This is a genomic window from Pseudomonas sp. S2_B07 (genome assembly GCF_054668435.1).
The window spans coordinates 2,845,111-2,870,771 of sequence record NZ_CP162769.1; the positions used below are offsets into that span (position 1 = coordinate 2,845,111).

Below are 25,661 nucleotides of genomic sequence, written 5' to 3' on the forward strand. Positions count from 1 at the left end.
TCGGAATTTAATCTTGACGATGACCTACTCTCACATGGGGAAACCCCACACTACCATCGGCGATGCATCGTTTCACTGCTGAGTTCGGGATGGGATCAGGTGGTTCCAATGCTCTATGGTCGTCAAGAAATTCGGTAGCCAGGTCGTTTACCTTTCGGTTCACGCTCCAGCGAATGGGTATGTAATAGATTTGTGTGTTTCGTTTCGAATTTTCGACTTTGTATCGTCTTCACACACCGCAATCTGGCCTTTCGACGCAAATTGCTTGGGTGTTATATGGTCAAGCCTCACGGGCAATTAGTATTGGTTAGCTCAACGCCTCACAGCGCTTACACACCCAACCTATCAACGTCGTAGTCTTCGACGGCCCTTCAGGGGACTCAAGGTCCCAGTGAGATCTCATCTTGAGGCTAGTTTCCCGCTTAGATGCTTTCAGCGGTTATCTATTCCGAACATAGCTACCCGGCAATGCCACTGGCGTGACAACCGGAACACCAGAGGTTCGTCCACTCCGGTCCTCTCGTACTAGGAGCAGCCCCTCTCAAATCTCAAACGTCCACGGCAGATAGGGACCGAACTGTCTCACGACGTTCTAAACCCAGCTCGCGTACCACTTTAAATGGCGAACAGCCATACCCTTGGGACCGGCTTCAGCCCCAGGATGTGATGAGCCGACATCGAGGTGCCAAACACCGCCGTCGATATGAACTCTTGGGCGGTATCAGCCTGTTATCCCCGGAGTACCTTTTATCCGTTGAGCGATGGCCCTTCCATACAGAACCACCGGATCACTAAGACCTACTTTCGTACCTGCTCGACGTGTCTGTCTCGCAGTCAAGCGCGCTTTTGCCTTTATACTCTACGACCGATTTCCGACCGGTCTGAGCGCACCTTCGTACTCCTCCGTTACTCTTTAGGAGGAGACCGCCCCAGTCAAACTACCCACCATACACTGTCCTCGATCCGGATAACGGACCTGAGTTAGAACCTCAAAGTTGCCAGGGTGGTATTTCAAGGTTGGCTCCACGCGAACTGGCGTCCACGCTTCAAAGCCTCCCACCTATCCTACACAAGCAAATTCAAAGTCCAGTGCAAAGCTATAGTAAAGGTTCACGGGGTCTTTCCGTCTAGCCGCGGATACACTGCATCTTCACAGCGATTTCAATTTCACTGAGTCTCGGGTGGAGACAGCGCCGCCATCGTTACGCCATTCGTGCAGGTCGGAACTTACCCGACAAGGAATTTCGCTACCTTAGGACCGTTATAGTTACGGCCGCCGTTTACCGGGGCTTCGATCAAGAGCTTCGCGTTAGCTAACCCCATCAATTAACCTTCCGGCACCGGGCAGGCGTCACACCCTATACGTCCACTTTCGTGTTTGCAGAGTGCTGTGTTTTTAATAAACAGTCGCAGCGGCCTGGTATCTTCGACCGGCATGGGCTTACGCAGTAAATGCTTCACCCTCACCGGCGCACCTTCTCCCGAAGTTACGGTGCCATTTTGCCTAGTTCCTTCACCCGAGTTCTCTCAAGCGCCTTGGTATTCTCTACCCAACCACCTGTGTCGGTTTGGGGTACGGTTCCTGGTTACCTGAAGCTTAGAAGCTTTTCTTGGAAGCATGGCATCAACCACTTCGTGTTCTAAAAGAACACTCGTCATCAGCTCTCGGCCTTAGAATCCCGGATTTACCTAAGATTCCAGCCTACCACCTTAAACTTGGACAACCAACGCCAAGCTGGCCTAGCCTTCTCCGTCCCTCCATCGCAATAACCAGAAGTACAGGAATATTAACCTGTTTTCCATCGACTACGCTTTTCAGCCTCGCCTTAGGGACCGACTAACCCTGCGTCGATTAACGTTGCGCAGGAAACCTTGGTCTTTCGGCGTGGGTGTTTTTCACACCCATTGTCGTTACTCATGTCAGCATTCGCACTTCTGATACCTCCAGCAAGCTTCTCAACTCACCTTCACAGGCTTACAGAACGCTCCTCTACCGCATCACCTAAGTGATACCCGTAGCTTCGGTGTATGGTTTGAGCCCCGTTACATCTTCCGCGCAGGCCGACTCGACTAGTGAGCTATTACGCTTTCTTTAAAGGGTGGCTGCTTCTAAGCCAACCTCCTAGCTGTCTAAGCCTTCCCACATCGTTTCCCACTTAACCATAACTTTGGGACCTTAGCTGACGGTCTGGGTTGTTTCCCTTTTCACGACGGACGTTAGCACCCGCCGTGTGTCTCCCATGCTCGGCACTTGTAGGTATTCGGAGTTTGCATCGGTTTGGTAAGTCGGGATGACCCCCTAGCCGAAACAGTGCTCTACCCCCTACAGTGATACATGAGGCGCTACCTAAATAGCTTTCGAGGAGAACCAGCTATCTCCGAGCTTGATTAGCCTTTCACTCCGATCCACAGGTCATCCGCTAACTTTTCAACGGTAGTCGGTTCGGTCCTCCAGTTAGTGTTACCCAACCTTCAACCTGCCCATGGATAGATCGCCCGGTTTCGGGTCTATTCCCAGCGACTAGACGCCCTATTAAGACTCGCTTTCGCTACGCCTCCCCTATTCGGTTAAGCTCGCCACTGAAAATAAGTCGCTGACCCATTATACAAAAGGTACGCAGTCACCCAACAAGTGGGCTCCCACTGCTTGTACGCATACGGTTTCAGGATCTATTTCACTCCCCTCTCCGGGGTTCTTTTCGCCTTTCCCTCACGGTACTAGTTCACTATCGGTCAGTCAGTAGTATTTAGCCTTGGAGGATGGTCCCCCCATATTCAGACAAAGTTTCTCGTGCTCCGTCCTACTCGATTTCATGACTAAGAGATTTTCGCGTACAGGGCTATCACCCACTATGGCCGCACTTTCCAGAGCGTTCCGCTAATCTCAAAGCCACTTAAGGGCTAGTCCCCGTTCGCTCGCCACTACTAAGGGAATCTCGGTTGATTTCTTTTCCTCAGGGTACTTAGATGTTTCAGTTCCCCTGGTTCGCCTCTTAAGCCTATGTATTCAGCTTAAGATAACCATCTTATGATGGCTGGGTTCCCCCATTCAGACATCTCCGGATCAAAGTCTGTTTGCCGACTCCCCGAAGCTTTTCGCAGGCTACCACGTCTTTCATCGCCTCTGACTGCCAAGGCATCCACCGTATGCGCTTCTTCACTTGACCATATAACCCCAAGCAATCTGGTTATACTGTGAAGACGACATTCGCCGAAAATTCGATAATACTCAATTAAGAGCAACTCACAAATTTTACCTTAGCCTGATCCGTTACCAGTGAAAGTAACGTTCAGTCTATCTTTCTATCACATACCCAAATTTTTAAAGAACGAACTAGTCAAAGACTAGAAATCAACATTCACCATCTCAACGATGGAATGCTCATTTCTAAGCTTTCTTACTAACAGAAGCAGTAGTGGTGGAGCCAAACGGGATCGAACCGTTGACCTCCTGCGTGCAAGGCAGGCGCTCTCCCAGCTGAGCTATGGCCCCGTATTTCTACAGGCGTTTCCCACACAAAATTGGTGGGTCTGGGCAGATTCGAACTGCCGACCTCACCCTTATCAGGGGTGCGCTCTAACCAACTGAGCTACAGACCCAATTTCGGGCTGCTTCTTTCGTCTTCTTCAATGAATCAAGCAATTCGTGTGGGAACTTATGGAGCAGCTGATGTCGTCGATTAAGGAGGTGATCCAGCCGCAGGTTCCCCTACGGCTACCTTGTTACGACTTCACCCCAGTCATGAATCACACCGTGGTAACCGTCCTCCCGAGGGTTAGACTAGCTACTTCTGGTGCAACCCACTCCCATGGTGTGACGGGCGGTGTGTACAAGGCCCGGGAACGTATTCACCGCGACATTCTGATTCGCGATTACTAGCGATTCCGACTTCACGCAGTCGAGTTGCAGACTGCGATCCGGACTACGATCGGTTTTCTGGGATTAGCTCCACCTCGCGGCTTGGCAACCCTCTGTACCGACCATTGTAGCACGTGTGTAGCCCAGGCCGTAAGGGCCATGATGACTTGACGTCATCCCCACCTTCCTCCGGTTTGTCACCGGCAGTCTCCTTAGAGTGCCCACCATAACGTGCTGGTAACTAAGGACAAGGGTTGCGCTCGTTACGGGACTTAACCCAACATCTCACGACACGAGCTGACGACAGCCATGCAGCACCTGTCTCAATGTTCCCGAAGGCACCAATCCATCTCTGGAAAGTTCATTGGATGTCAAGGCCTGGTAAGGTTCTTCGCGTTGCTTCGAATTAAACCACATGCTCCACCGCTTGTGCGGGCCCCCGTCAATTCATTTGAGTTTTAACCTTGCGGCCGTACTCCCCAGGCGGTCAACTTAATGCGTTAGCTGCGCCACTAAGAGCTCAAGGCTCCCAACGGCTAGTTGACATCGTTTACGGCGTGGACTACCAGGGTATCTAATCCTGTTTGCTCCCCACGCTTTCGCACCTCAGTGTCAGTATCAGTCCAGGTGGTCGCCTTCGCCACTGGTGTTCCTTCCTATATCTACGCATTTCACCGCTACACAGGAAATTCCACCACCCTCTACCATACTCTAGCTCGTCAGTTTTGAATGCAGTTCCCAGGTTGAGCCCGGGGATTTCACATCCAACTTAACGAACCACCTACGCGCGCTTTACGCCCAGTAATTCCGATTAACGCTTGCACCCTCTGTATTACCGCGGCTGCTGGCACAGAGTTAGCCGGTGCTTATTCTGTCGGTAACGTCAAGATTGCAACGTATTAGGTTACAACCCTTCCTCCCAACTTAAAGTGCTTTACAATCCGAAGACCTTCTTCACACACGCGGCATGGCTGGATCAGGCTTTCGCCCATTGTCCAATATTCCCCACTGCTGCCTCCCGTAGGAGTCTGGACCGTGTCTCAGTTCCAGTGTGACTGATCATCCTCTCAGACCAGTTACGGATCGTCGCCTTGGTGAGCCATTACCTCACCAACTAGCTAATCCGACCTAGGCTCATCTGATAGCGCAAGGCCCGAAGGTCCCCTGCTTTCTCCCGTAGGACGTATGCGGTATTAGCGTCCGTTTCCGAGCGTTATCCCCCACTACCAGGCAGATTCCTAGGCATTACTCACCCGTCCGCCGCTCTCAAGAGAAGCAAGCTTCTCTCTACCGCTCGACTTGCATGTGTTAGGCCTGCCGCCAGCGTTCAATCTGAGCCATGATCAAACTCTTCAGTTCAAACATCTTTGGGTTTTTAAGAAACCCTAAACTTGGCTCAGCAATCGTTGGTTACATCTTTGATTTCTCGCGGAGTAACTTGTGATGCTGATAATCTTGTTGACTATCAGTCTGACTCCACAAGCACCCACACGAATTGCTTGATTCAGTTGTTAAAGAGCGGTTGGTTAAGATCTTTCGTCTCAACCGAGGCGCGCATTCTACAGCAGCCTCTGTTGCTGTCAAGCGGTTATTTTCAGAAGTTTTCAAAGTTTCGTTTGGAAATCTCTAACAACTTCAACCACTTGCGCTTCCGATCACTCGGTAGCGGGAGGCGAATTCTACAGCGTTACACGCTGCTGTCAACACCTCTTTTTCAACTCCTTTCGCGCTTCGATGACCTGAAGCCGCTTGCTGCCGAAAACTGCGTAACTCTTTGTTTACCAAGGAGTTTTCCGTTTCGACTGCGCCGGAAGTGGGGCGAATTATAGACATCCAGAATCTGCCGTCAACCTTTAATTTCACAATTCTGTCATATAAGGCAAAAAGGCCCGGAAACACAAAGGCCGGCCCCAAGGGGCCGGCCTTCTTCCCTTCTACTTACAAGCTAGGGAACGCAAATTGCGACGCCTCATGGCTCGCACGTTGCGGCCAGCGCTGGGTGATGGCTTTGCGACGAGTGTAGAAACGCACACCGTCCGGACCATAAGCATGCAGGTCGCCAAACAGCGAACGCTTCCAGCCACCGAAGCTGTGGTAAGCCACCGGCACCGGCAACGGTACGTTAACGCCGACCATGCCCACTTCGATCTCATCGCAGAACAACCGCGCCGCTTCACCATCACGGGTAAAGATGCAGGTGCCGTTGCCATACTCGTGATCGTTGATCAGCTGCATCGCCTCTTCCAGGCTGTTGACCCGAACGACGCACAGCACTGGCCCGAAGATTTCTTCTTTATAGATGCGCATCTCTGGCGTGACGTTATCGAACAGGCAGCCACCCAGGAAGAAACCTTCCTCATGACCGGCCACGCTCAAGCCACGACCGTCGACCACCAGGGTCGCGCCGGAAGAAACGCCGTCTTCGACATAACCGCTGACCTTGTCGCGTGCCTGACCGGTGACCAGTGGCCCCATGTCCAGACCACACGTAGTCCCCGCGCCGATTTTCAGCGCCTTGATCTGCGGCACCAGTTTTTCCACCAGCGCATCCGCCACCTGGTCACCGACGCACACTGCCACCGAGATCGCCATGCAACGCTCGCCGCAAGAACCGTAGGCAGCGCCCATCAACGCGCTGACCGCGTTATCCAGGTCCGCATCCGGCATCAGCACCGCATGGTTCTTCGCGCCGCCCAGTGCCTGAACGCGTTTGCCGCGCTTGGTGCCTTCGGCGTAGATGTATTCGGCAATCGGCGTCGAACCGACAAAACTCAGCGCTTTGACTTCCGGCGCTTCGATCAGCGCGTCCACCGCCGCCTTGTCACCGTGCACGACGTTCAGCACGCCTTTAGGCAGACCGGCTTCCAGCAACAGTTGAGCGATCAACAGCGTGGAGCTCGGATCGCGCTCGGACGGCTTGAGGATAAAGCAGTTGCCGCAGACGATGGCCAGCGGATACATCCACAGCGGCACCATCGCCGGGAAGTTGAACGGGGTAATACCAGCCACCACGCCCAACGGCTGGAAGTCCGACCAGGCATCAATGTTCGGGCCGACGTTACGACTGTATTCACCCTTGAGGATTTCCGGCGCAGCGCACGCGAACTCGACGTTCTCGATACCGCGCTTCAATTCGCCGGCCGCATCTTCCAGGGTCTTGCCGTGCTCTTCGCTGATCAGCTGAGCAATGCGTGCTTCGTTCTGTTCCAGCAGTTGCTTGAAGCGAAACATCACCTGGGCACGTTTGGCTGCCGGCGTGTTGCGCCAGGCCGGGAATGCAGCCTTGGCCGAGTCGATGGCTTTTTGAATGGTTTCACGGCTGGCCAATGGCAGCTTGTGGATCGCCTGGCCGGTAGACGGGTTGAACACGTCGGCCGTGCGACCGTCTTCGGTCACCAGTTCGCCATTGATCAAATGCGGGATAAGGCTCATGTAACGCTCCTGAAAAGTTGTCCACAGGCGCCCCGTATAAGGACGCCTCTATATAGAAGAGAAAATCAGTCGATCTTGTTCAGCACTTCGCCGACCGCGTCGAACAGACGATCAAGGTCTTGCGGCTTGCTGTTGAAGGTTGGGCCGAACTGCAGGGTGTCGCCGCCGAAGCGCACATAGAATCCGGCTTTCCACAGCGCCATACCCGCTTCGAATGGACGCACGATCGCGTCGCCATCACGCGGCGCGATCTGAATCGCACCGGCCAGGCCGAAGTTACGAATGTCGATGATGTTCTTCGAACCTTTCAAACCGTGCAGCGCATTTTCGAAATGCGGTGCCACCTCGGCCACGCTCTGCACCAGGTTTTCCTTTTGCAGCAGATCGAGTGCTGCCAGGCCAGCAGCGCAAGCCACCGGGTGCGCGGAGTAGGTGTAGCCGTGCGGGAATTCAACCGCGTACTCAGGCGTCGCCTGGTTCATGAAGGTCTGGTAGATCTCGGAGCTGGCAATCACCGCGCCCATCGGGATTGCGCCGTTTGTGACTTGCTTGGCGATGCACATCAGGTCCGGGGTCACGCCAAAGGTATCGGCACCGAACATTTTGCCGGTACGGCCGAAACCGGTGATCACTTCGTCGAACACCAGCAGGATGTTGTGCTGATCGCAGATCTCGCGCAGACGCTTGAGGTAACCCTGTGGCGGAACCAGTACGCCAGCAGAACCGGCCATCGGCTCAACGAATACCGCGGCGATGTTTGACGCGTCGTGCAGCTCGATCAACTTCAGCAGCTCATCGGCCAAAGCAATACCACCCAGCTCCGGCATGCCACGGGAGTAGGCATTGCTCGCCAGCAGCGTGTGCGGCAGGTGATCGACGTCCATCATCGCCTGACCGAACATTTTGCGGTTGCCGTTCACACCGCCGAGGCTGGTGCCGGCGATGTTCACGCCGTGGTAACCGCGAGCACGGCCGATCATTTTGGTTTTGGTCGCCTGACCTTTCAGACGCCAGTAAGCGCGGACCATTTTCACTGCGGTATCCGCACACTCGGAACCCGAGTCGGTGAAAAACACGTGATTCAGGTTGCCCGGGGTCAGGTCGGTGATTTTCTCGGCCAGTTGGAACGATAGCGGATGGCCATACTGGAAGCCTGGCGAGTAGTCGAGCGTGCCCAATTGCTTGGCGACCGCTTCCTGGATTTCCTTGCGGGTGTGCCCGGCGCCGCAGGTCCACAGACCGGACAGCGAGTCATAGACTTTGCGGCCCTTGTCGTCGGTCAGCCAGCTGCCTTGCGCCGCCACGATCAGACGCGGGTCGCGCTGGAAGTTACGGTTGGCGGTATAGGGCATCCAGTGAGCATCAAGCTTGAGCTGGCTGGCCAGGGAAGACGGGGCGTTTTCAGGCAAGTTCATGGGCAAAACCTCGCAGGCAATAAGCGGCATAGAGATCAAAAGCGTTCTTGCAGCTAAATTGCCACGGGGATAAAGTCTGTGAAATCCAACTCTTCTAACGTTCAGTCAGGCCACTACTAAACTATGAGCACGCGTCGTCCCGATCCACTGGCGCAAGTCAGCGACTTTGATATCCGCTTGTTGCGGATCTTTCGCAGCGTGGTCGAGTGCGGCGGCTTCTCGGCGGCGGAAAGCGTGCTGGGGATCGGTCGCTCGGCCATCAGCCAGCAAATGAGCGATCTGGAACAACGCCTGGGCTTGCGGTTATGCCAACGCGGTCGCGCCGGATTTTCCCTGACCGAAGAAGGTCGCGAGGTGTACCAATCGGCCTTGCAGCTATTAAGTGCGCTGGAAAGTTTCCGCACCGAGGTCAATGGCCTGCACCAGCACTTGCGTGGCGAATTGACCATTGGCCTGACCGACAACCTGGTCACCCTCCCCCACATGCGCATCACCCACGCGTTGGCACAATTGAAGGAACGCGGCCCGGACGTGCAGATTCAGATCCGCATGATCGCGCCCAATGAAGTGGAGCAAGGTGTGCTCGATGGCCGCTTGCACGTCGGCGTCGTGCCGCAGGCCAGTGCGTTGTCGGGGCTGGAATATCAGCCGCTCTATAGCGAGCGCTCGCTGCTGTATTGCGCAGTCGGCCATCCGCTTTTTTACGTCGACGACAAACAACTCGACGATGACCGTCTCAACAGCCAGGACGCGATCGCGCCGACCTTCCGACTGCCAGCGGAGATCCAGGCCCATTACCAGGCACTCAACTGCACCGCCAGTGCTTCGGACCGTGAGGGCATGGCGTTCCTGATCCTCACTGGGCGCTACATCGGCTACCTGCCGGATCATTACGCCAGCCTCTGGGTGCAACAAGGTCGCTTGCGTGCGCTGAAACCGAAGGCGCGTTTCTATGACCTGAGCCTTGCATCGGTCACGCGCAAGGGCCGTCGCCCGCATCTGGTACTGGAGAGTTTCCTGGAAAGCCTCGCTGCGACGCGCTGAACAACCGAAGAATCCTGTGAACCGGGACTTGTCTGAAGCCCGTGGGTGCGCTATCAACGCACTGGTTGCACCCACCTACCTGTCTGTCTGGAAGTGCCTATGACCTTTGAAGTCCCAGCTCACGGCGGTAAACCTGCCAGCCGCATTCGTCAGAAGAACGAAGAGACCATCATCAAAGCCGCCGAAGACGAGTTCGCCCGTCACGGGTTCAAAGGCACCAGCATGAACACCATTGCCCAGAATGCCGGGTTGCCCAAGGCGAACCTGCATTACTACTTCACCAACAAACTCGGTTTGTACGTGGCGGTGCTGAGCAACATCATCGAGTTGTGGGACAGCACCTTCAACACATTGACTGCGGAGGATGATCCGGCCGAGGCATTAACCCGCTACATCCGCGCCAAGATGGAATTTTCCCGGCGCCAGCCACAAGCGTCACGAGTCTTCGCCATGGAAGTGATCAGCGGCGGCGAATGCCTGACCGAGTATTTCAACCAGGACTACCGCGCCTGGTTCCAGGGCCGGGCCGCGGTGTTCCAGGCGTGGATCGACGCCGGCAAAATGGACCCGGTCGATCCGGTCAACCTGATCTTCCTGTTGTGGGGCAGCACTCAGCATTACGCCGACTTCGCGACCCAGATCTGCCGAGTCACTGGGCGTACCAAGCTGACCAAGCAAGACATGGAAGAAGCCGGCAATAACCTGATCCGCATCATTCTCAAAGGCTGCGGCCTGACCCCGTCTAATTAAGATACCTATGCCTTTTACCCTCAGCGGTTTTTGCGAATACCGCGAAGAGATTCGCAAAAGCCGCTTCATCACCTTCGCTGCGCCGATCTCAAGCCCGGCTGACGCCCAGGCGTTCCTCGAACAGCACAGCGACCTTAATGCTTCGCACAATTGCTGGGCATGGAAACTCGGCGACCAGTACCGCAGCAACGACGATGGCGAGCCCGGCGGCACCGCAGGCCGACCGATTCTGGCGGCGATCGAAGCACAGGACTGCGACCAGGTCGCGGTGTTGGTGATTCGTTGGTACGGCGGCATTCAATTGGGCACCGGCGGCCTCGCCCGGGCGTATGGCGGCGGTGCTAACAAATGCCTGCAAGCGGCGCCCAAGGTTGAGCTGATCAGCCGAGTGCCCGTCAGTTGCGCCTGTGCCTTCAGTGAATTGGCGCTGGTGAAACTTCGCGTGACGGAACTGGGCGGGCTGATCGTGGAAGAAACGTTCACCGCTAACGGCGTCGAACTGCAATTGGCGATGGGAAAAGCACAGATCCCTGCCCTGCAAACACAACTGGCGGACTTGAGTCGCGGACGCATTGTGTTGCAGCACTGAACGCACCAACAACGTTCACCCTTATTCCGCCGACGTCGGGATTTTGCCCACATCTACTGTGCACCCGGCTGTGGATAACCTGAGCACATGTGCCTGTAACCCTTCTGTCATGCGGGTTTGCGGGCTTTGTTCATTTTTCGTCCAATTTCCCACCACCAACGTTAAATTCACGTAAAAACAAACAGTTAGCGCGGGTTATCACCTTTAGAAGATAGCCGCACGGTACTTATGCCCGACGTTTGAGCTTGCGCACAAATACTGTGGAGCAATCTGTGGATAACCCGTTCATGGTCGTCGCGGCCCCATGTCCGGCATGGCTTGCGGGCTACTGTTCATTTTTTAACCAATCCCCTGCGAGCAAAACTGGAGCCTGATCAACAGCTTCGCCCTCAAGTGGTGCCTGGCCCGGCGCCGATGGATCGCAATGCACTGACCCTGAGGCCTGTGCTTGCGCGGATTTTCAGCTTTCCTGACCCAATGGCCAGGAAATTGCTTTATCCACAAGCATCACGCCCATCGACCCGAGTCAGTCATGCCCAACCCCGTGCCGATCCCCGATCAAACACCCCGCCTGCAATTGCGCCACATCAGCAAACGCTACCCCGGATGCCTGGCCAACGACGCCATCGACCTGACCATTGCGCCTGGCGAAATCCATGCCTTGCTTGGGGAAAACGGTGCTGGCAAAAGCACGTTAATGAAGATCATCTACGGCGTCACCCAGGCCGATTCCGGGGAAATGATCTGGCAAGGACAACGCGTGAACATACGCAATCCTTCCCAGGCCCGTGGTCTTGGGATCGGCATGGTGTTCCAGCATTTCTCGCTGTTTGAGACATTGAGCGTGGCGCAGAACATTGCCCTGGCGATGGGCGCAGCGGCCGGCACACCAAAACAGTTGGAACCGAAGATTCGTGAAGTGTCCCGCCGTTATGGCATGGCGCTGGAGCCCGAGCGACTTGTCCACAGCCTGTCGATTGGCGAGCGGCAACGGGTGGAAATCATTCGGTGCCTGATGCAAGACATCCGCCTGTTGATCCTCGATGAACCGACCTCGGTCCTGACCCCGCAAGAAGCCGAAGAACTGTTCATCACCTTGCGCCGACTCGCGGCCGAGGGCTGCAGCATTCTGTTTATCAGCCACAAGCTCGGTGAAGTCCGGGCGCTGTGCCACAGCGCCACCGTGTTGCGCGGCGGTCGAGTGGCCGGGCATTGCGTACCCGCCGAGTGCTCGGACCGGCAACTGGCGCGGCTGATGGTCGGCGAAGTCGCCGAGACAATTACGGACTATCCGAAGGTGGTAGGCGGCGGGGTGTTTCTCAGCGTCACTCAGTTGTCCTGGCTCAATCCCGATCCGTTCGGCTGCTCGCTGAAGGATGTAGATCTTGAAGTGCAAAGGGGTGAAATCGTCGGCATCGCCGGTGTTGCGGGTAATGGTCAGGATGAATTGCTGGCGCTACTCAGCGGCGAAGAACGGCTGACCCGAAACAACGGCGCAACGATCCGTTTCGCCGGGCAAGCGGTCGCCCACCTGCGACCCGATGCACGACGCGAACTCGGCCAGGCCTTCGTCCCCGCGGAACGACTGGGTCACGGCGCCGTGCCGGAATTGAGCCTCGCCGACAACGCGTTGCTCACGGCGTTTCAACAAGGACTGGTCAGCAACGGCTTGATCCAGCGTCGCAAGGTCGACGCGTTGGCCGAAGAGATCATCCGTCGCTTCGGGGTCAAGACACCCGATGCCCAGACACCGGCCCGCAGCCTGTCCGGCGGCAACTTGCAGAAATTCATCCTCGGCCGGGAAATCCTCCAGCAACCCAGACTGCTGATCGCCGCACACCCGACCTGGGGCGTGGACGTCGGGGCCGCCGCGACCATTCACCGTGCGCTGATTGCCTTGCGCGATGCCGGCGCGGCGATCCTGGTGATCTCCGAAGACCTCGACGAATTGTTCCAGATCAGCGACCGCCTCGGCGCGTTGTGCGGCGGTCGCCTGTCGCCACTGAAAGCGACCGTCGACACACGCTTGATTGACGTCGGCGGCTGGATGGCCGGCCAGTTCGACGCCCCTCACTCACCTGCACCCGCATCGGCTTAACGGAGTTTTCCATGCTGCTTTCTCTCGAACCCCGTGGCCAGCAATCACGCCTGATGCTCTGGTGCTCGCCGTTGCTCGCGGCGGCCCTGACGCTGGGCTGTGGCTCATTACTGTTTATCGCGCTAGGCCACGATCCGTTGCTGACCTTGCACACCTTGTTGATCGCACCGATCAGCGACGGGTATGGCGTCTCGGAACTGTTGGTCAAAGCGTTGCCGATTTTGCTCTGTGCATTGGGGCTGGCCGTGGCCTATCAGGCGCGCATCTGGAACATCGGCGCGGAAGGTCAATTGCTGCTCGGCGCGTTGGCCGGCAGTGCCTTGGCGGTGAACATCATCGACCTGCAAAGTCGCTGGGCACTGGTGTTGATTCTGCTGGTCGGCACCCTGGCCGGCGCGGCGTGGGCCGGACTGACCGCGTGGTTGCGCACGCGCTTCAACGCCAACGAAATCCTCACCAGCATCATGCTCAATTACATCGCCCTGAACCTGCTGCTGTTTTGTGTGCATGGGCCGTTGAAGGACCCGGCCGGGTTCAATTTTCCGGAGTCGGCGATGTTCAGTGACTTCAGCCGATTGCCATTGCTGATGGAGGATGGCCGGGTTCACGCCGGGGTGTATTTCGCCTTGCTGGCGTTGGTTGCGGTGTGGGTGTTGTTGCAGAAAAGCTTTATCGGTTTCCAGATCAAAGTGCTCGGGCTGGACAAGCGCGCGGCGGGTTTCGTCGGGTTTCGCGAGAAGCGTCTGATCTGGCTGGCGCTGTTGATCAGCGGTGGTTTGGCGGGGCTGGCCGGCGTGTGTGAGGTGACCGGGCCGATCGGCCAATTGGTGCCGCAGGTCTCGCCGGGCTATGGCTACGCGGCGATCACGGTGGCGTTTCTCGGGCGACTCAATCCCGTCGGCATTCTGTTTTCCAGCCTGCTGATGGCGCTGCTGTACATCGGCGGCGAGAGCGCGCAGATGAGCATGAACCTGCCGCAAGCCATCACCCAATTGTTCCAGGGGATGATGCTGTTTTTCCTGCTGGCCAGCGACGTGCTGATTCTCTACCGACCACGCTTGAACGTGCGCTGGGCCCGTCGCGCACCAGCCACCGTACCTGCAGGAGCGCTGTGATGGATATCGATCTGCTGAGCAATCTTTTCTACGCGATGGTCCGTTGCGGCACGCCGTTGCTGTTGGTGGCGTTGGGTGAATTGATCTGCGAGAAGAGCGGCGTGCTCAACCTCGGTCAGGAAGGGATGATGCTGTTTGGTGCAGTAATCGGTTTTATCGTCGCGCTGAGCAGCGGCAACCTGTGGCTCGGTGTGCTGTTGGCGATGCTCGCCGGGATGCTGTTGTCGTCGCTGTTTGCCTTGGTGGCGCTGGTGTTCAACGCCAATCAAGTGGCCACCGGGTTGGCGCTGACGATTTTCGGCGTGGGCCTGTCGACGTTTGTCGGGGCGGCGTGGGTCGGTAAACCGCTGGCCGGTTTTGAGCCGGTGGCGATTCCGTACTTGAGCGAGATTCCACTGATCGGGCGGATGCTGTTTGCGCAGGATCTGTTGGTGTACCTGTCATTCGCGCTGTTTGCAGTGGTGGCGTGGGTGATTTTGAAAAGCCGCGTCGGGTTGATCATTCAAGCGGTTGGGGAAAACCCGGACGCCGCCAGTGCGATGGGCTTGCCGGTGTTGGGTGTGCGCACGCTGGCGGTGTTGTTTGGCGGTGCGATGGCCGGGTTGGCCGGGGCGTATCTGTCCCTGGCGTACACGCCGATGTGGGCGGAGAACATGAGCGCCGGGCGCGGCTGGATTGCGCTGGCGCTGGTGGTGTTTGCCAGTTGGCGAGTGTGGCGCTTGCTGCTGGGCGCGTACCTGTTCGGGCTCGCCAGCATCCTGCATTTGGTGGCGCAGGGGCTGGGGCTGGCGATTCCGTCGAGCCTGCTGGCGATGCTGCCGTATGTCGCGACGATTGTGGTGTTGGTGTTGTTGTCGCGGGATGCCGTGCGGACAAGGTTGTACGCGCCGGTGTCGTTGGGGCAGCCGTGGCAGGGTGGGCATTAGGATTGAATCGGCCGGCCCCTTCGCGAGCAAGCTCGGCGCCTACAGGTTTGGCGCTGCGCCCGTAGGAGCATGGCTTGCCAGCGATGGCTGCCGAACTGGCAACACCTGAACCACGCCCCAAGCCAATTCAAAGACCAGGAAAACCACTAACAGCGAACTGGCCCCATGCAGCAAGGCATACAGCTGCCAAGCCGAAAACAGGAATCTTCCAACCGCGTCATACCGCCCAAACACCTGCTGCGGATCCCGAATCCGCAGCACCGCCCAAACGCACACAATCGACCCCAACAGATTTGCCATCAGCATGTGCATCGGCTCAAACGCCGGTAGTGCTCCAGGCAAATCCAACGCCTGACTCAACCCCGTCAGTGCCCCATGCAAACCCGCAAAACTCCACGGCGTGACAAACGCCGCTGTCACGATCAAGTCATACCAGGCACTGCCCCGCACCACCCGGCGATATTGCGCTGAAGTCCACATCGGCCCTGCTCCATATATATTCGAGGAGCAACAAGGCTAAAGCCTGGAGTATGCTCCAAGGTCAAGCCCTCTCGAGACGTCAACATGCGCATCGGTGAATTAGCCCAGGCCAGCGCCGTCAGCCGTGACACGCTACGGTTTTACGAGCAACGCGGATTGATCGCGGCGCAACGCAGCGCCAATGGTTATCGCGACTACCCGGCAGACATGGTGCAACTGGTGCAGTACATCAAGACCGCTCAAAGACTGGGTTTTACCCTCGGCGAAATCGGCAACAGCGTCGCGGCAATCCGGCAGTCGCCTGATCCAGACAGCGCCGTCACGCAATTGCTGCGAGACAAACTCAAACTGATCGAAACCCGGATGGATGAACTCGGCGCTTTGCGTCACGAGTTGCAACAACGGCTCGGGCAACGCTGTCCACTGAATCCGTGAACCTCTTTTTTCAAGGAAGCCACTCATGTCCAAGGCAAAAACCGCGCTCATCATCGGAGCCTCACGAGGCTTGGGCCTCGGCCTGGTGAAAACCCTGCTGGCCGACGGCTGGCAAGTCACCGCCACCGTGCGTAACCCGCAAAACGCCGACGCCCTGCGGGCCGTGGGCAACGTGCGGATCGAGAGACTCGACATGGACGATCAGTCGGCGGTGATCGCCCTCAGCCAACAGCTCAAGGGCGACGTGTTTGACCTGCTGTTCGTGAATGCCGGGGTCAAGGGCCCGGACGTTCAAACACCGGGCGGCGCGACGCTGGCCGAGGTTGGCCAGCTGTTTTTCACCAACGCCGTGGCCCCGATCAACCTGGCCCAACAATTCGTCGGGCAGATTCGCCCGGACAGCGGCGTGCTGGCGTTCATGAGTTCGGTGCTCGGCAGCGTGACCATGCCGGACGCACCGGAACTGGCGCTGTACAAGGCGAGCAAGGCTGCACTGAACTCGATGACCAACAGCTTTGTGACGCAACTGGGTGAGCACAAACTTACGGTGCTGTCGCTGCATCCGGGCTGGGTGAAAACCGACATGGGCGGTGAAGGTGCGGACATTGATGTGGAGACCAGCACCCGTGGGCTGGTTGATCAGGTAAATGCCTACACCGGCAAGGGCGGGCATCACTTCGTGAATTACCGAGGTGAAACCATTCCCTGGTAATCACCACACAATCCCCTGTGGGAGTGAGCTCGCTCCCACAGGGGATCATTCCAGACAAGGGATTTTTGTTGTCTGGTCGGGTCGGGCTTGCCCGGCGCTGCGTTTTGTCCGAAACTCCGCACCTCGCCCCCGCGGCGATCCTGGATCAGCAGACAGGGTAATCACTGAGCTGGCAACCCTGAACCCCACTTTCAGAGGAGCCGGCCAACATGCCCGCATCCCGTACCTGGTTAAAAAATCCCCTCGCTATCTTCACTGCCAATGGCCTCGATGCCCGTGGCGGTCTGGTTGTGCAAGACGGTGTGATCGTTGAAGTGCTCGCCGTCGGCCAGCAACCGTCCGCGCCCTGTGGACACGTTTTCGACGCCCGCGAGCATGTGATCCTGCCGGGGCTGATCAACACCCATCACCATTTCTATCAAACCCTGACCCGCGCCTGGGCGCCGGTGGTCAATCAGCCGTTGTTCCCGTGGCTGAAAACCCTGTACCCGGTCTGGGCTCGCCTCACCCCGGAAAAACTGGCCCTCGCCACTAAAGTCGCGCTGGCCGAGTTGCTGCTGTCTGGCTGCACCACTGCGGCCGATCACCATTACCTGTTTCCCGAAGGCCTGGAAAACGCGATCGACGTGCAAGTCGAAAGCGTCCGCGAACTGGGCATGCGCGCCATGCTCACCCGCGGTTCCATGAGCCTCGGCGAGAAGGACGGCGGCCTTCCACCGCAGCAGACCGTGCAGGAAGGCCAAGTGATCCTCGACGACAGTCAACGCTTGATCGCCGAGTACCACGAACGCGGCGACGGCGCGCAAATCCAGATCGCCCTGGCGCCATGTTCGCCGTTCTCGGTGACTCCGGAAATCATGTCCGCCAGTGCTGAACTGGCAAACAAACTCGACGTGCGCCTGCACACGCACCTGGCCGAAACCCTCGACGAAGAAGATTTCTGCCTGCAACGTTTCGGCCTGCGCACCGTGGATTATCTGGACAGTGTCGGCTGGCTCGGCCCGCGTACCTGGCTGGCCCACGGCATCCACTTCAACCCGGACGAAATCGCCCGCCTCGGCGCTGCCGGCACCGGTATCTGCCATTGCCCAAGCTCGAACATGCGCCTCGCTTCCGGCATCTGCCCGACGCTGGACCTGACAGCGGCGGGCGCGTTGCTCGGGCTGGGCGTGGACGGTTCGGCGTCCAACGATGCGTCGAACATGATGCTCGAAACCCGCCAGGCGCTGTACATCCAGCGCCTGCGTTATGGTGCGGAGAAGATCACGCCGGAACTGGTATTGGGCTGGGCGACCAAGGGTTCGGCGAGTCTGCTGGGGCGTACCGATATCGGTGAGCTGGCGGTTGGCAAGCAGGCGGATCTGGCGTTGTTCAAACTGGATGAACTGCGTTTCTCCGGCAGCCATGATCCGGTGTCGGCGTTACTGCTGTGCGGCGCAGATCGGGCGGATCGGGTGATGGTCGGTGGCAAGTGGCGAGTGATTGATGGGCAGGTTGAGGGGTTGGACCTCAAAGGATTGATTGCCGACCACAGCCAGGCCGCTCGCCAACTGATCGCCGGAACCTGATACAACACAAATCTAAAACTGTGGGAGTGAGCCTGCTCGCGATGACGGTGTGTCAGACGCTATCAGTGTCGACTGATACGCCGCTATCACGAGCAGGCTCACTCCTAAAGGAGATTTGTGGTGGTTTCAGAGACCGAGCAGCGACAACATGATGAATGTCGCGAACAGCACAAAGTGGGTCATCCCTTCGATGGCGTTGGTTTCGCCATCGTTGAGGTTGATCGCACTGACGATCAACGTCAGGAAGATCATCACCGTCTGCACCGGCGTCATCGCCATCTGAAATGGCTGGCCGGTATACAGCGCCATCGCTTCCATCACCGGCACGGTCAGGATCACCGTCGATAGCGACGCCCCCATCGCGATGTTGACCACCGACTGCATCCGATTGGCCAACGCCGCGCGCAACGCCGTCAGAATCTCCGGTGCCGCCGAAATGGCCGCGACCAGAATCGCCGTAATCACCGGCGGAGCGCCCGTCCCTTCCAGCCCCAGATCGAGGGTCTTGGACATCACCTCGGCCAGTGCGCCGATCACCACCACACCAAACACCAACGTGCCGATACTCAGCGCCACATTGACCGGTTCGGCTTCTTCTTCCGGGACTTTGCGCCGGCGTTTTTCAGGGTAGCTGTAGCTGAAAAAGTAACTGTGCGGCCCGACCTGCATCCGCAGGAACAACGCATACAGCACGACCATGGCACCGATGGTGAAGCCCGAATAAATCTTCCAGTTGGCCGCGGGAATAAACTCCGGCACCACCATCGACACGCCCATGGCCGTGAGGATCATCACGCTGTAGCTGCGCGCCGAATCATCGTTGTAGGACTGCTCGCCGTGCTTGAGCCCGCCCATTAATGCGGCGAGGCCGAGGATGCCGTTAATGTCGAGCATGACGGCCGAGTAAATCGTGTCGCGCACCAGAGTGGACGAGGCTTCGTTGCTCATCATGATCGCCAGGATCACCACTTCCACCAGCACCGCCGCCAGCGTCAGGATCATCGTGCCGTAGGGGTCGCCAACTTTTTCCGCCAACAGCTCGGCGTGATGGGCGACGCGCATGGAGGCGGCGACGATGAACGCAATCAACACCAGCCCGGCGGCCAGCGCAACCGGTTGGCCGCTGTGGAGCATCCAGTGCTCCAGCGGGTACGCGACGACGGCGGCGAACATGGCCAGCAGCAGAAATGCTTCTTGCTTGAGGTGTGTGAACATTGCGGGCCTTTTTGCGCAGTGAAGCGAAAGCAGAGTGATGAGCTACTGACTGCGGTGAAGCGCTAACGTTTCGTTACACCTTAGCGCACCAGTGGATGGCAGCAGGTTCAGGGCGTGCACTTTTATCGGCCTCAAGGGCCGCATTGCGAGCAGGCTCACTCCTACATTGGAATGCGTTCCCCTGTAGGAGTGAGCCTGCTCGTGATGGCCTCGACACGGTCTCACGTCGTTTGTTGTCCTGTTGGTCAGCAATTTGCATTACCCCTTCCAACCACAAAACAAAATGGAGTTGGAATTCATGCATAAACGTCCGCTGAAGAAGCTGCTTTGCGCCGTCGCCGCCGCCATCGGTCTGAGCGCCAGCCTGACCGCCAGTGCCGCCGACCCGCTGAAAGTCGGCTTCGTCTATATCGGTCCGATCGGTGACCACGGCTGGACGTATCAGCATGAACAGGGGCGCAAGGTGCTGGCTGAAAAATTCGGCTCGCAGATCACCACCAATTACGTGGAGAACGTCGCGGAAGGCGCCGACGCCGAGCGGGTAATCCGCAACATGGCCAAGGACAACTACGACCTGATCTTCACCACCTCCTTCGGCTACATGAACCCGACGCTCAAAGTCGCCAAACAATTTCCCAAGGTCACCTTCGAGCACGCCACCGGCTACAAGCAGGACAAGAACCTCGGCACCTACCTCGCGCGCACCTATGAAGGGCGCTACGTCGGCGGGTTCCTCGCGGCGAAGATGACCAAGACCAAGAAGATCGGCTATGTCGCCTCCTTCCCGATCCCGGAAGTGATCCGCGACATCAACGCCATTCAACTGGCCCTGAACAAGTACAACCCCGGCACCGAGATCAAAGTGGTGTGGGTCAACTCGTGGTTCGACCCAGGCAAGGAAGCCGACGCCGCCAACGCGCTGATCGACCAGGGCGTGGACGTGGTGTTCCAGCACACCGACAGCCCGGCGCCGATCCAGGCGGCTGAACGTCGCGGTGTGTATGCCGTCGGCTACGCTTCGGACATGGCGCACTTCGGGCCGAAAGCGGTGCTGACATCCATCGTCAACGACTGGGGTCCGCACTACATTCAGGCGACCCAAAGCGTGCTCGACCACGACTGGAAATCCCAGGATTACTGGGGTGGATTGAAGGAAGGCACCGTTGAACTGCCGATCAGTGACCTGGTGCCGGCACCGGTGAAAGCCGAAGCCGAGCAGATCATTGCCAACATCAAGAGCGGTGCGCTGCACCCGTTCACCGGGCCGATCAAGGATCAGGCCGGCGTAGAGAAAATTGCAGCGGGGGCGACGGCGAGCAATGCCCAGCTGGCGTCGATGAACTACTACGTTGAAGGCATGAAGGCCGAGATTCCGAAGTAATCCATTTCAGCCACACCACCGTACCTGTGGGAGCGAGCTTGCTCGCGATAGCGGACTATCAGTCAGCCTCATCGCGAGCAAGCTCGCTCCCACAGGGGTACTCCGGTGTTTTTCAGACTGCGTATTCCTCAGGACAATTGCATGAACCGTCTTCCTATCATCGACATCGCCCCGCTCTACAGCGATGACCAAAATGCGTGGACAGCCGTCGCTACCGAGATCGACCACGCCTGCCGCGAATGGGGTTTCTTCTACATCAAGGGCCACCCGATTTCCGCGCAACGCATCGCCGCCGTACTCGACCACGCCCAACACTTTTTCGCCCAACCCACTGCCGAAAAGCTGAAAATCGACATCACCCAAACCCGCCATCACCGCGGCTACGGCGCCATCGCCACCGAACAACTCGACCCGAGCAAGCCCAGCGACCTCAAGGAAACCTTCGACATGGGCCTGCACCTGCCGGCCGATCACCCCGAAGTCCTGGCGGAAAAACCTTTGCGCGGGCCTAACCGTCATCCGTTGCTGCCTGGGTGGGAAGCGCTGATGGAGCAACACTACGTCGACATGCAGGCCCTCGCCCAAACCCTGTTGCGTGCGATGACGCTGGCCCTGGGCATCGAGCGGGATTTTTTCGACAGCCGTTTCAACGAGCCGGTCAGCGTGTTGCGAATGATCCATTACCCGCCCCGCCACACCGCCAGTTCCGCCGAACAACAAGGCGCCGGCGCTCACACCGATTACGGTTGCATCACCCTGCTCTATCAGGACGCCGCCGGTGGCTTGCAAGTGCGCAACGTGAAAGGCGAATGGATCGACGCGCCACCGATTGAGGGTACGTTCGTGGTCAACCTCGGCGACATGATGGCGCGCTGGAGCAACGACCGTTACCTGTCGACGCCGCATCGGGTGCTCAGCCCGTTGGGCGTGGACCGTTATTCGATGCCATTCTTCGCCGAGCCGCACCCCGACACGCGCATCCAATGCCTGCCCGGTTGTCAGGATGACATGCACCCGGCGAAATACCCGGCCACCACCTGCGCCGAATTCCTGCTCTCGCGTTTCGCCGATACCTACGCCTATCGACGGGAACCGGAAGCGGTGTGATCAACCGGCTGGTCAGGTTTTGCTAAATGTTTCTACGAGCATCTGTAGAATGCTCGCCATCTGCACCTGATGAGAAAAGACCATGTACGACTGGCTGAACGCCCTGCCCAAGGCAGAACTGCATTTGCACCTCGAAGGCTCGCTGGAGCCTGAGCTGCTGTTCGCCCTGGCCGAACGCAACAAGATCGCCCTGCCGTGGAGCGACGTCGACACCCTGCGCAAAGCGTACGCCTTCAACAACCTGCAAGAGTTTCTCGACCTGTATTACCAGGGCGCCGACGTGTTGCGCACCTCGCAGGATTTCTACGACCTGACCTGGGCGTACCTGTTGCGTTGCAAGGCGCAGAACGTGATTCACACCGAACCGTTCTTCGACCCGCAAACCCACACCGACCGGGGCGTACCGTTCGAAGTGGTGCTCAACGGCATCGCCGCTGCGCTCAAGGATGGCGAGCAGCAACTGGGCATCACCAGCGGTCTGATCCTGAGCTTCCTGCGCCACTTGAGCGAAGACGAGGCGCAGAAAACCCTCGACCAGGCGCTACCGTTCCGCGATGCGTTTATCGCCGTGGGCCTGGACAGTTCCGAGAGGGGACACCCGCCGAGCAAGTTCCAGCGCGTGTTCGACCGTGCCCGTCACGAAGGCTTCCTGACCGTGGCCCACGCCGGTGAAGAAGGCCCGCCCGAGTACATCTGGGAAGCCCTCGACCTGCTGAAAATCCAGCGCATCGACCATGGCGTGCGCGCCATCGAAGACGAGCGCTTGATGCAGCGGATCATCGACGAGCAGATCCCGCTGACCGTGTGCCCGTTGTCCAACACCAAGCTCAAGGTGTTCGATCACATGTCCCAGCACAACATTCTCGACATGCTCGAGCGTGGCGTGAAAGTGACGGTGAACTCCGATGACCCGGCGTACTTCGGCGGCTACGTGACCGAGAACTTCCACGCGCTGTACACCGACCTGGGCATGACCCAGGATCAGGCCAAGCGCCTGGCGCAGAACAGCCTGGATGCCCGGTTGGTAAAACCGTAAGGCTGCTGAAGATCACATGTGGGAGCGAGCTTGCTCGCGATGACGCCATCACACCCAACATCATTGTTGAATGTAAGGCCGCCATCGCGAGCAAGCTCACTCCCACAGGGATTGTGATTAATTGACGACCACTGCTTCCGTCAACTCCTCCAGCGTCTTCCCTCGCGTCTCCATCCCGAACACCCACACCACCCCCGCCGCAATCGCAAAACACATCGCCCCCAACGCGAAGACCCCGCCCTGCCCGGTCACCGGAAACACCAACCCCGTCACCAATGGACCGAGCAACGAGCCCACCCGACCAATCGCCGAGGCAAACCCCGAGCCCGTAGCGCGTGCCGACGTGGGGTACAACTCCGGCGTGTAGGTGTAGAGCACCGCCCACATGCCGAACAGGAAGAACTGCATCAACAGCCCCGACGCGATCAACAGGCTGACATTGCCGCCAAACACTGCGCTTTGCCCGTAGAGAAACGCCATCACCCCGCCGCCGAGCAAGGTCACCACGCACACCGGCTTACGCCCCCAACGCTCCACCAGCCAGGCGGCCATGAGGAAGCCGGGAATCCCGCCGAGGGAAATCAGCACCGTGTAATACACCGACTGGGTCACGGCAAAACCCGACTGCTGCAGCAAGGCACTGAGCCAGGACGTGAGGCCGTAGAAACCCAGCAAGGCAAAGAACCAGACGCTCCAGATCATCATCGTGCGCTGGCGATACTGCGGCGACCAGATCTGTTGCAACGCGGAAAAGAAGTTGCCTGGCGTAGTCGCCACGTGCGGCAGCCGAACCGGCTCAGGTAAGTCCCCACGTCCCAGCGACACACGCACACGCTCTTCGATGCGTCGCAGCACCGTGTCGGCCGCCGCATGATGCCCGGCCTGTTCCAGCCAGCGTGGCGACTCGGGAATGAAAAAGCGGATCGCCAGCACAAACACCGCCGGCACCGCCAGAACCAGGAAGATGTCCCGCCAGCCAATCACCGGCAACAGAAAATAGGACAGCACCCCGGCCGCGACAAAACCCAGTGGCCAGAAACCGTCCATCAACGCGATGTAGCGCCCACGCCGTTTGGCCGGGATCAGCTCGGACAACATCGACTGGGCAATCGGAAACTCCATGCCCATGCCGATGCCCAGGAGGATTCTGAACAAGGTCAGCGCTTCAACGCTCTGCGCCGTAGAACACAGGTAACTGGCGATGCCCCACAGCACGATGCTCCACTGGAACACCGGCTTGCGACCAAAGCGATCGGCCAGCATGCCCGACAGTGAGGCGCCCAGCACCATGCCGAAGAAACTCGAACTGGCCAGCAGCCCGGCCTGCGCCGAACTCAGGCCGAACTCGGTTTTGATCGAGCCGAGCAGAAAGGTCATCATTGCCAGGTCCATGGAGTCGAAGAAAAACGCCAGGGCAATGATGATGAAAATGATCCGGTGATAACCGCTGATGGGCAGACGTTCCAATCGTTCTGCCGCGCTGAAGCCACGTGTTTCCATGCCACATCCCCCCTCATCCGAAAGTCCCTGGATCGAGTGTGCGCGATAGTGTCTGGCGGCTATTGCTGGATGCGACCTGTCCACAGCTCTGAACGACGCCTGAACACGATGCCGGCAGACGTCGACATCAGGACGCTCTAAAGCGCCATTTCCAGTTCGGTTTCCTTGGCGAAACGATGGATTTCACGCTGCCCCGCAGCGGTGATCTGCAAGGCGCGGGACTCGTTGGGCAGGCTCAACCAGCCCGATTGCATGAACAGCTGCAACAACGCCGCCCCCAGTGAACCGCCCATGTGCGGGCGTCTTTCGCTCCAGTCCGGGCAGGCGCAGGCCACTCGACTGTTGCGATGGGCCAGTGCCTGGATGAACACGCCGCGTGTCGCCAGTTGCGTCGAGCCTTTATGGGTAATCATGACCCGCTGATCGATCTGTTCGATCCAGCCTGCATCCAGCAATCGCTGGTAAAGGTCGGCGGCCAGGGTGCCGCCCAAATGGTCGTCGCACAGTCTCGCCCGCAGCAGTGAAGATGGCGCCGCCTGAGGTTTGGCGACGGGATTGGGACGCTTGAAAACATCCGGGACTTCCCGTGGCGTACTGGCCAGCGTGGCGCTGGCCAATGCCTCGATGGCCGCGCCGACTTCGGGGGCAGCCAGGCGGAAAAAACGCTTTCGCCCGCGAACGTCAACTTTCAACAGACCGCCTGCGGACAATCGCCCCAAGTGCGCGCTGGCCGAAGAGGGTGACAGGCCGGCCAACAACGCCAGCTCTTCGGTATGCCGCGCCGCGCCGTCCATCAAGGCCCACATCATTGCGCTGCGCTTTGGGTCAGCCAGTAACGTGGCGATCTGGCTGATGCAAGGTGCATGTTCCATGTATTCACTCCCTGTTGAATCGTTTCGTCTGCTGCTCAGAGACATCTTGACCAGTAATGTGTCGTCGGCCAAGACGCGGAAACCGCCATTAGCCGGGCAAAGTCCCCCGCTCACCCGAGCCATTTCT

The 25,661-nt window shown here is 58.3% G+C and carries 18 protein-coding genes, 2 tRNA genes and 3 rRNA genes; 12 read left to right on the forward strand and 11 right to left on the reverse strand.

Annotation, left to right across the window (positions count from 1 at the left end):
• Positions 1-11 precede the first annotated feature (11 nt).
• From rrf to aptA, 7 genes are all read right to left on the reverse strand, one after another.
• Positions 12-127 (reverse strand): 5S ribosomal RNA (gene rrf / locus AB4N43_RS13155).
• A 149-nt stretch (positions 128-276) separates the two neighbouring features.
• A 23S ribosomal RNA gene (locus AB4N43_RS13160) occupies positions 277-3,167 on the reverse strand.
• A gap of 250 nt (positions 3,168-3,417) precedes the next feature.
• Positions 3,418-3,493: transfer RNA gene (locus AB4N43_RS13165), tRNA-Ala, on the reverse strand.
• Between the two features lie 30 nt (positions 3,494-3,523).
• Positions 3,524-3,600, reverse strand: a tRNA-Ile gene (locus AB4N43_RS13170).
• Between the two features lie 81 nt (positions 3,601-3,681).
• Positions 3,682-5,218: ribosomal RNA gene (locus AB4N43_RS13175) — 16S ribosomal RNA — on the reverse strand.
• The 16S, 23S and 5S rRNA genes sit together here with 2 tRNA genes alongside, the layout of an rRNA operon.
• A gap of 579 nt (positions 5,219-5,797) precedes the next feature.
• Positions 5,798-7,291, reverse strand: a complete 1,494-nt coding sequence (locus AB4N43_RS13180) for a CoA-acylating methylmalonate-semialdehyde dehydrogenase (RefSeq protein WP_027921834.1) — start codon at positions 7,289-7,291, stop codon at positions 5,798-5,800.
• Positions 7,292-7,356: 65 nt separating this feature from the next.
• Positions 7,357-8,706 (reverse strand): omega-aminotransferase AptA, encoded by a 1,350-nt coding sequence (aptA, locus tag AB4N43_RS13185; protein WP_027921835.1) that lies wholly within the window; start codon positions 8,704-8,706, stop codon positions 7,357-7,359.
• Between the two features lie 123 nt (positions 8,707-8,829).
• Here aptA and AB4N43_RS13190 point away from each other — a divergent pair, with 123 nt between their 5' ends.
• The 6 genes from AB4N43_RS13190 to AB4N43_RS13215 all read left to right on the forward strand — a co-directional run bounded on the left by AB4N43_RS13190 (position 8,830) and on the right by AB4N43_RS13215 (position 15,228).
• Positions 8,830-9,750, forward strand: coding sequence for a LysR family transcriptional regulator (locus tag AB4N43_RS13190; protein WP_027921836.1), 921 nt, complete (start codon positions 8,830-8,832; stop codon positions 9,748-9,750).
• Between the two features lie 99 nt (positions 9,751-9,849).
• The gene (locus AB4N43_RS13195; RefSeq protein WP_027921837.1) at positions 9,850-10,500 is read left to right on the forward strand and encodes a TetR/AcrR family transcriptional regulator; all 651 of its coding nucleotides are present in this window, start codon (positions 9,850-9,852) and stop codon (positions 10,498-10,500) included.
• Positions 10,501-10,507: 7 nt separating this feature from the next.
• The gene (locus tag AB4N43_RS13200; protein ID WP_027921838.1) at positions 10,508-11,089 is read left to right on the forward strand and encodes an IMPACT family protein; all 582 of its coding nucleotides are present in this window, start codon (positions 10,508-10,510) and stop codon (positions 11,087-11,089) included.
• 532 nt (positions 11,090-11,621) lie between these two features.
• Entirely contained in the window at positions 11,622-13,187 is a 1,566-nt protein-coding gene (locus tag AB4N43_RS13205) for an ABC transporter ATP-binding protein (RefSeq protein WP_460154129.1), read from the forward strand.
• 11 nt (positions 13,188-13,198) lie between these two features.
• Positions 13,199-14,302 carry an ABC transporter permease gene (locus tag AB4N43_RS13210; RefSeq protein WP_410921836.1) on the forward strand — a complete coding sequence of 368 codons (1,104 nt, stop codon included), beginning with the start codon at positions 13,199-13,201 and terminating at the stop codon, positions 14,300-14,302.
• The gene (locus AB4N43_RS13215; protein ID WP_460154130.1) at positions 14,302-15,228 is read left to right on the forward strand and encodes an ABC transporter permease; all 927 of its coding nucleotides are present in this window, start codon (positions 14,302-14,304) and stop codon (positions 15,226-15,228) included. Before AB4N43_RS13210 ends, AB4N43_RS13215 begins: the two co-directional genes overlap by 1 nt.
• Positions 15,229-15,267: 39 nt before the next feature.
• On the opposite strand, the gene AB4N43_RS13220 is transcribed toward AB4N43_RS13215, so the two are convergent.
• On the reverse strand, positions 15,268-15,708 hold the full coding sequence (locus AB4N43_RS13220; RefSeq protein ID WP_460154131.1) for a hypothetical protein: 441 nt from the start codon (positions 15,706-15,708) through the stop codon (positions 15,268-15,270).
• Between the two features lie 84 nt (positions 15,709-15,792).
• On the opposite strand from AB4N43_RS13220, the gene AB4N43_RS13225 reads away from it, so the two are divergent.
• The 3 genes from AB4N43_RS13225 (at position 15,793) to AB4N43_RS13235 (ending at position 18,423) form a co-directional block, all read left to right on the forward strand.
• A complete protein-coding gene (locus AB4N43_RS13225; protein WP_059181680.1) occupies positions 15,793-16,143 on the forward strand; it encodes a MerR family transcriptional regulator in 351 nt (116 codons plus the stop codon).
• Positions 16,144-16,168: 25 nt separating this feature from the next.
• Positions 16,169-16,855, forward strand: coding sequence for an SDR family oxidoreductase (locus tag AB4N43_RS13230; protein WP_027921844.1), 687 nt, complete (start codon positions 16,169-16,171; stop codon positions 16,853-16,855).
• Positions 16,856-17,064: 209 nt separating this feature from the next.
• A complete protein-coding gene (locus tag AB4N43_RS13235; protein WP_027921845.1) occupies positions 17,065-18,423 on the forward strand; it encodes an 8-oxoguanine deaminase in 1,359 nt (452 codons plus the stop codon).
• Positions 18,424-18,549: 126 nt separating this feature from the next.
• Here the strand turns inward: AB4N43_RS13235 and AB4N43_RS13240 are convergent, their stop codons facing one another.
• Positions 18,550-19,638 (reverse strand): calcium:cation antiporter, encoded by a 1,089-nt coding sequence (locus AB4N43_RS13240; protein WP_027921846.1) that lies wholly within the window; start codon positions 19,636-19,638, stop codon positions 18,550-18,552.
• A gap of 298 nt (positions 19,639-19,936) precedes the next feature.
• Here AB4N43_RS13240 and AB4N43_RS13245 point away from each other — a divergent pair, with 298 nt between their 5' ends.
• The 3 genes from AB4N43_RS13245 to AB4N43_RS13255 all read left to right on the forward strand — a co-directional run bounded on the left by AB4N43_RS13245 (position 19,937) and on the right by AB4N43_RS13255 (position 23,162).
• Positions 19,937-21,019 (forward strand): BMP family ABC transporter substrate-binding protein, encoded by a 1,083-nt coding sequence (locus AB4N43_RS13245; protein ID WP_027921847.1) that lies wholly within the window; start codon positions 19,937-19,939, stop codon positions 21,017-21,019.
• A 141-nt stretch (positions 21,020-21,160) separates the two neighbouring features.
• Positions 21,161-22,126, forward strand: a complete 966-nt coding sequence (locus AB4N43_RS13250) for a 2-oxoglutarate and iron-dependent oxygenase domain-containing protein (protein ID WP_460154132.1) — start codon at positions 21,161-21,163, stop codon at positions 22,124-22,126.
• An 82-nt stretch (positions 22,127-22,208) separates the two neighbouring features.
• A complete protein-coding gene (locus tag AB4N43_RS13255; RefSeq protein ID WP_460154133.1) occupies positions 22,209-23,162 on the forward strand; it encodes an adenosine deaminase in 954 nt (317 codons plus the stop codon).
• Positions 23,163-23,279: 117 nt separating this feature from the next.
• Here the strand turns inward: AB4N43_RS13255 and AB4N43_RS13260 are convergent, their stop codons facing one another.
• Positions 23,280-24,662: an MFS transporter gene (locus AB4N43_RS13260; RefSeq protein ID WP_460154134.1), complete on the reverse strand. Its 1,383-nt coding sequence runs from the start codon at positions 24,660-24,662 to the stop codon at positions 23,280-23,282.
• 137 nt (positions 24,663-24,799) lie between these two features.
• Positions 24,800-25,534 carry an ArsR/SmtB family transcription factor gene (locus tag AB4N43_RS13265; protein ID WP_027921851.1) on the reverse strand — a complete coding sequence of 245 codons (735 nt, stop codon included), beginning with the start codon at positions 25,532-25,534 and terminating at the stop codon, positions 24,800-24,802.
• Positions 25,535-25,661: the final 127 nt, after the last annotated feature.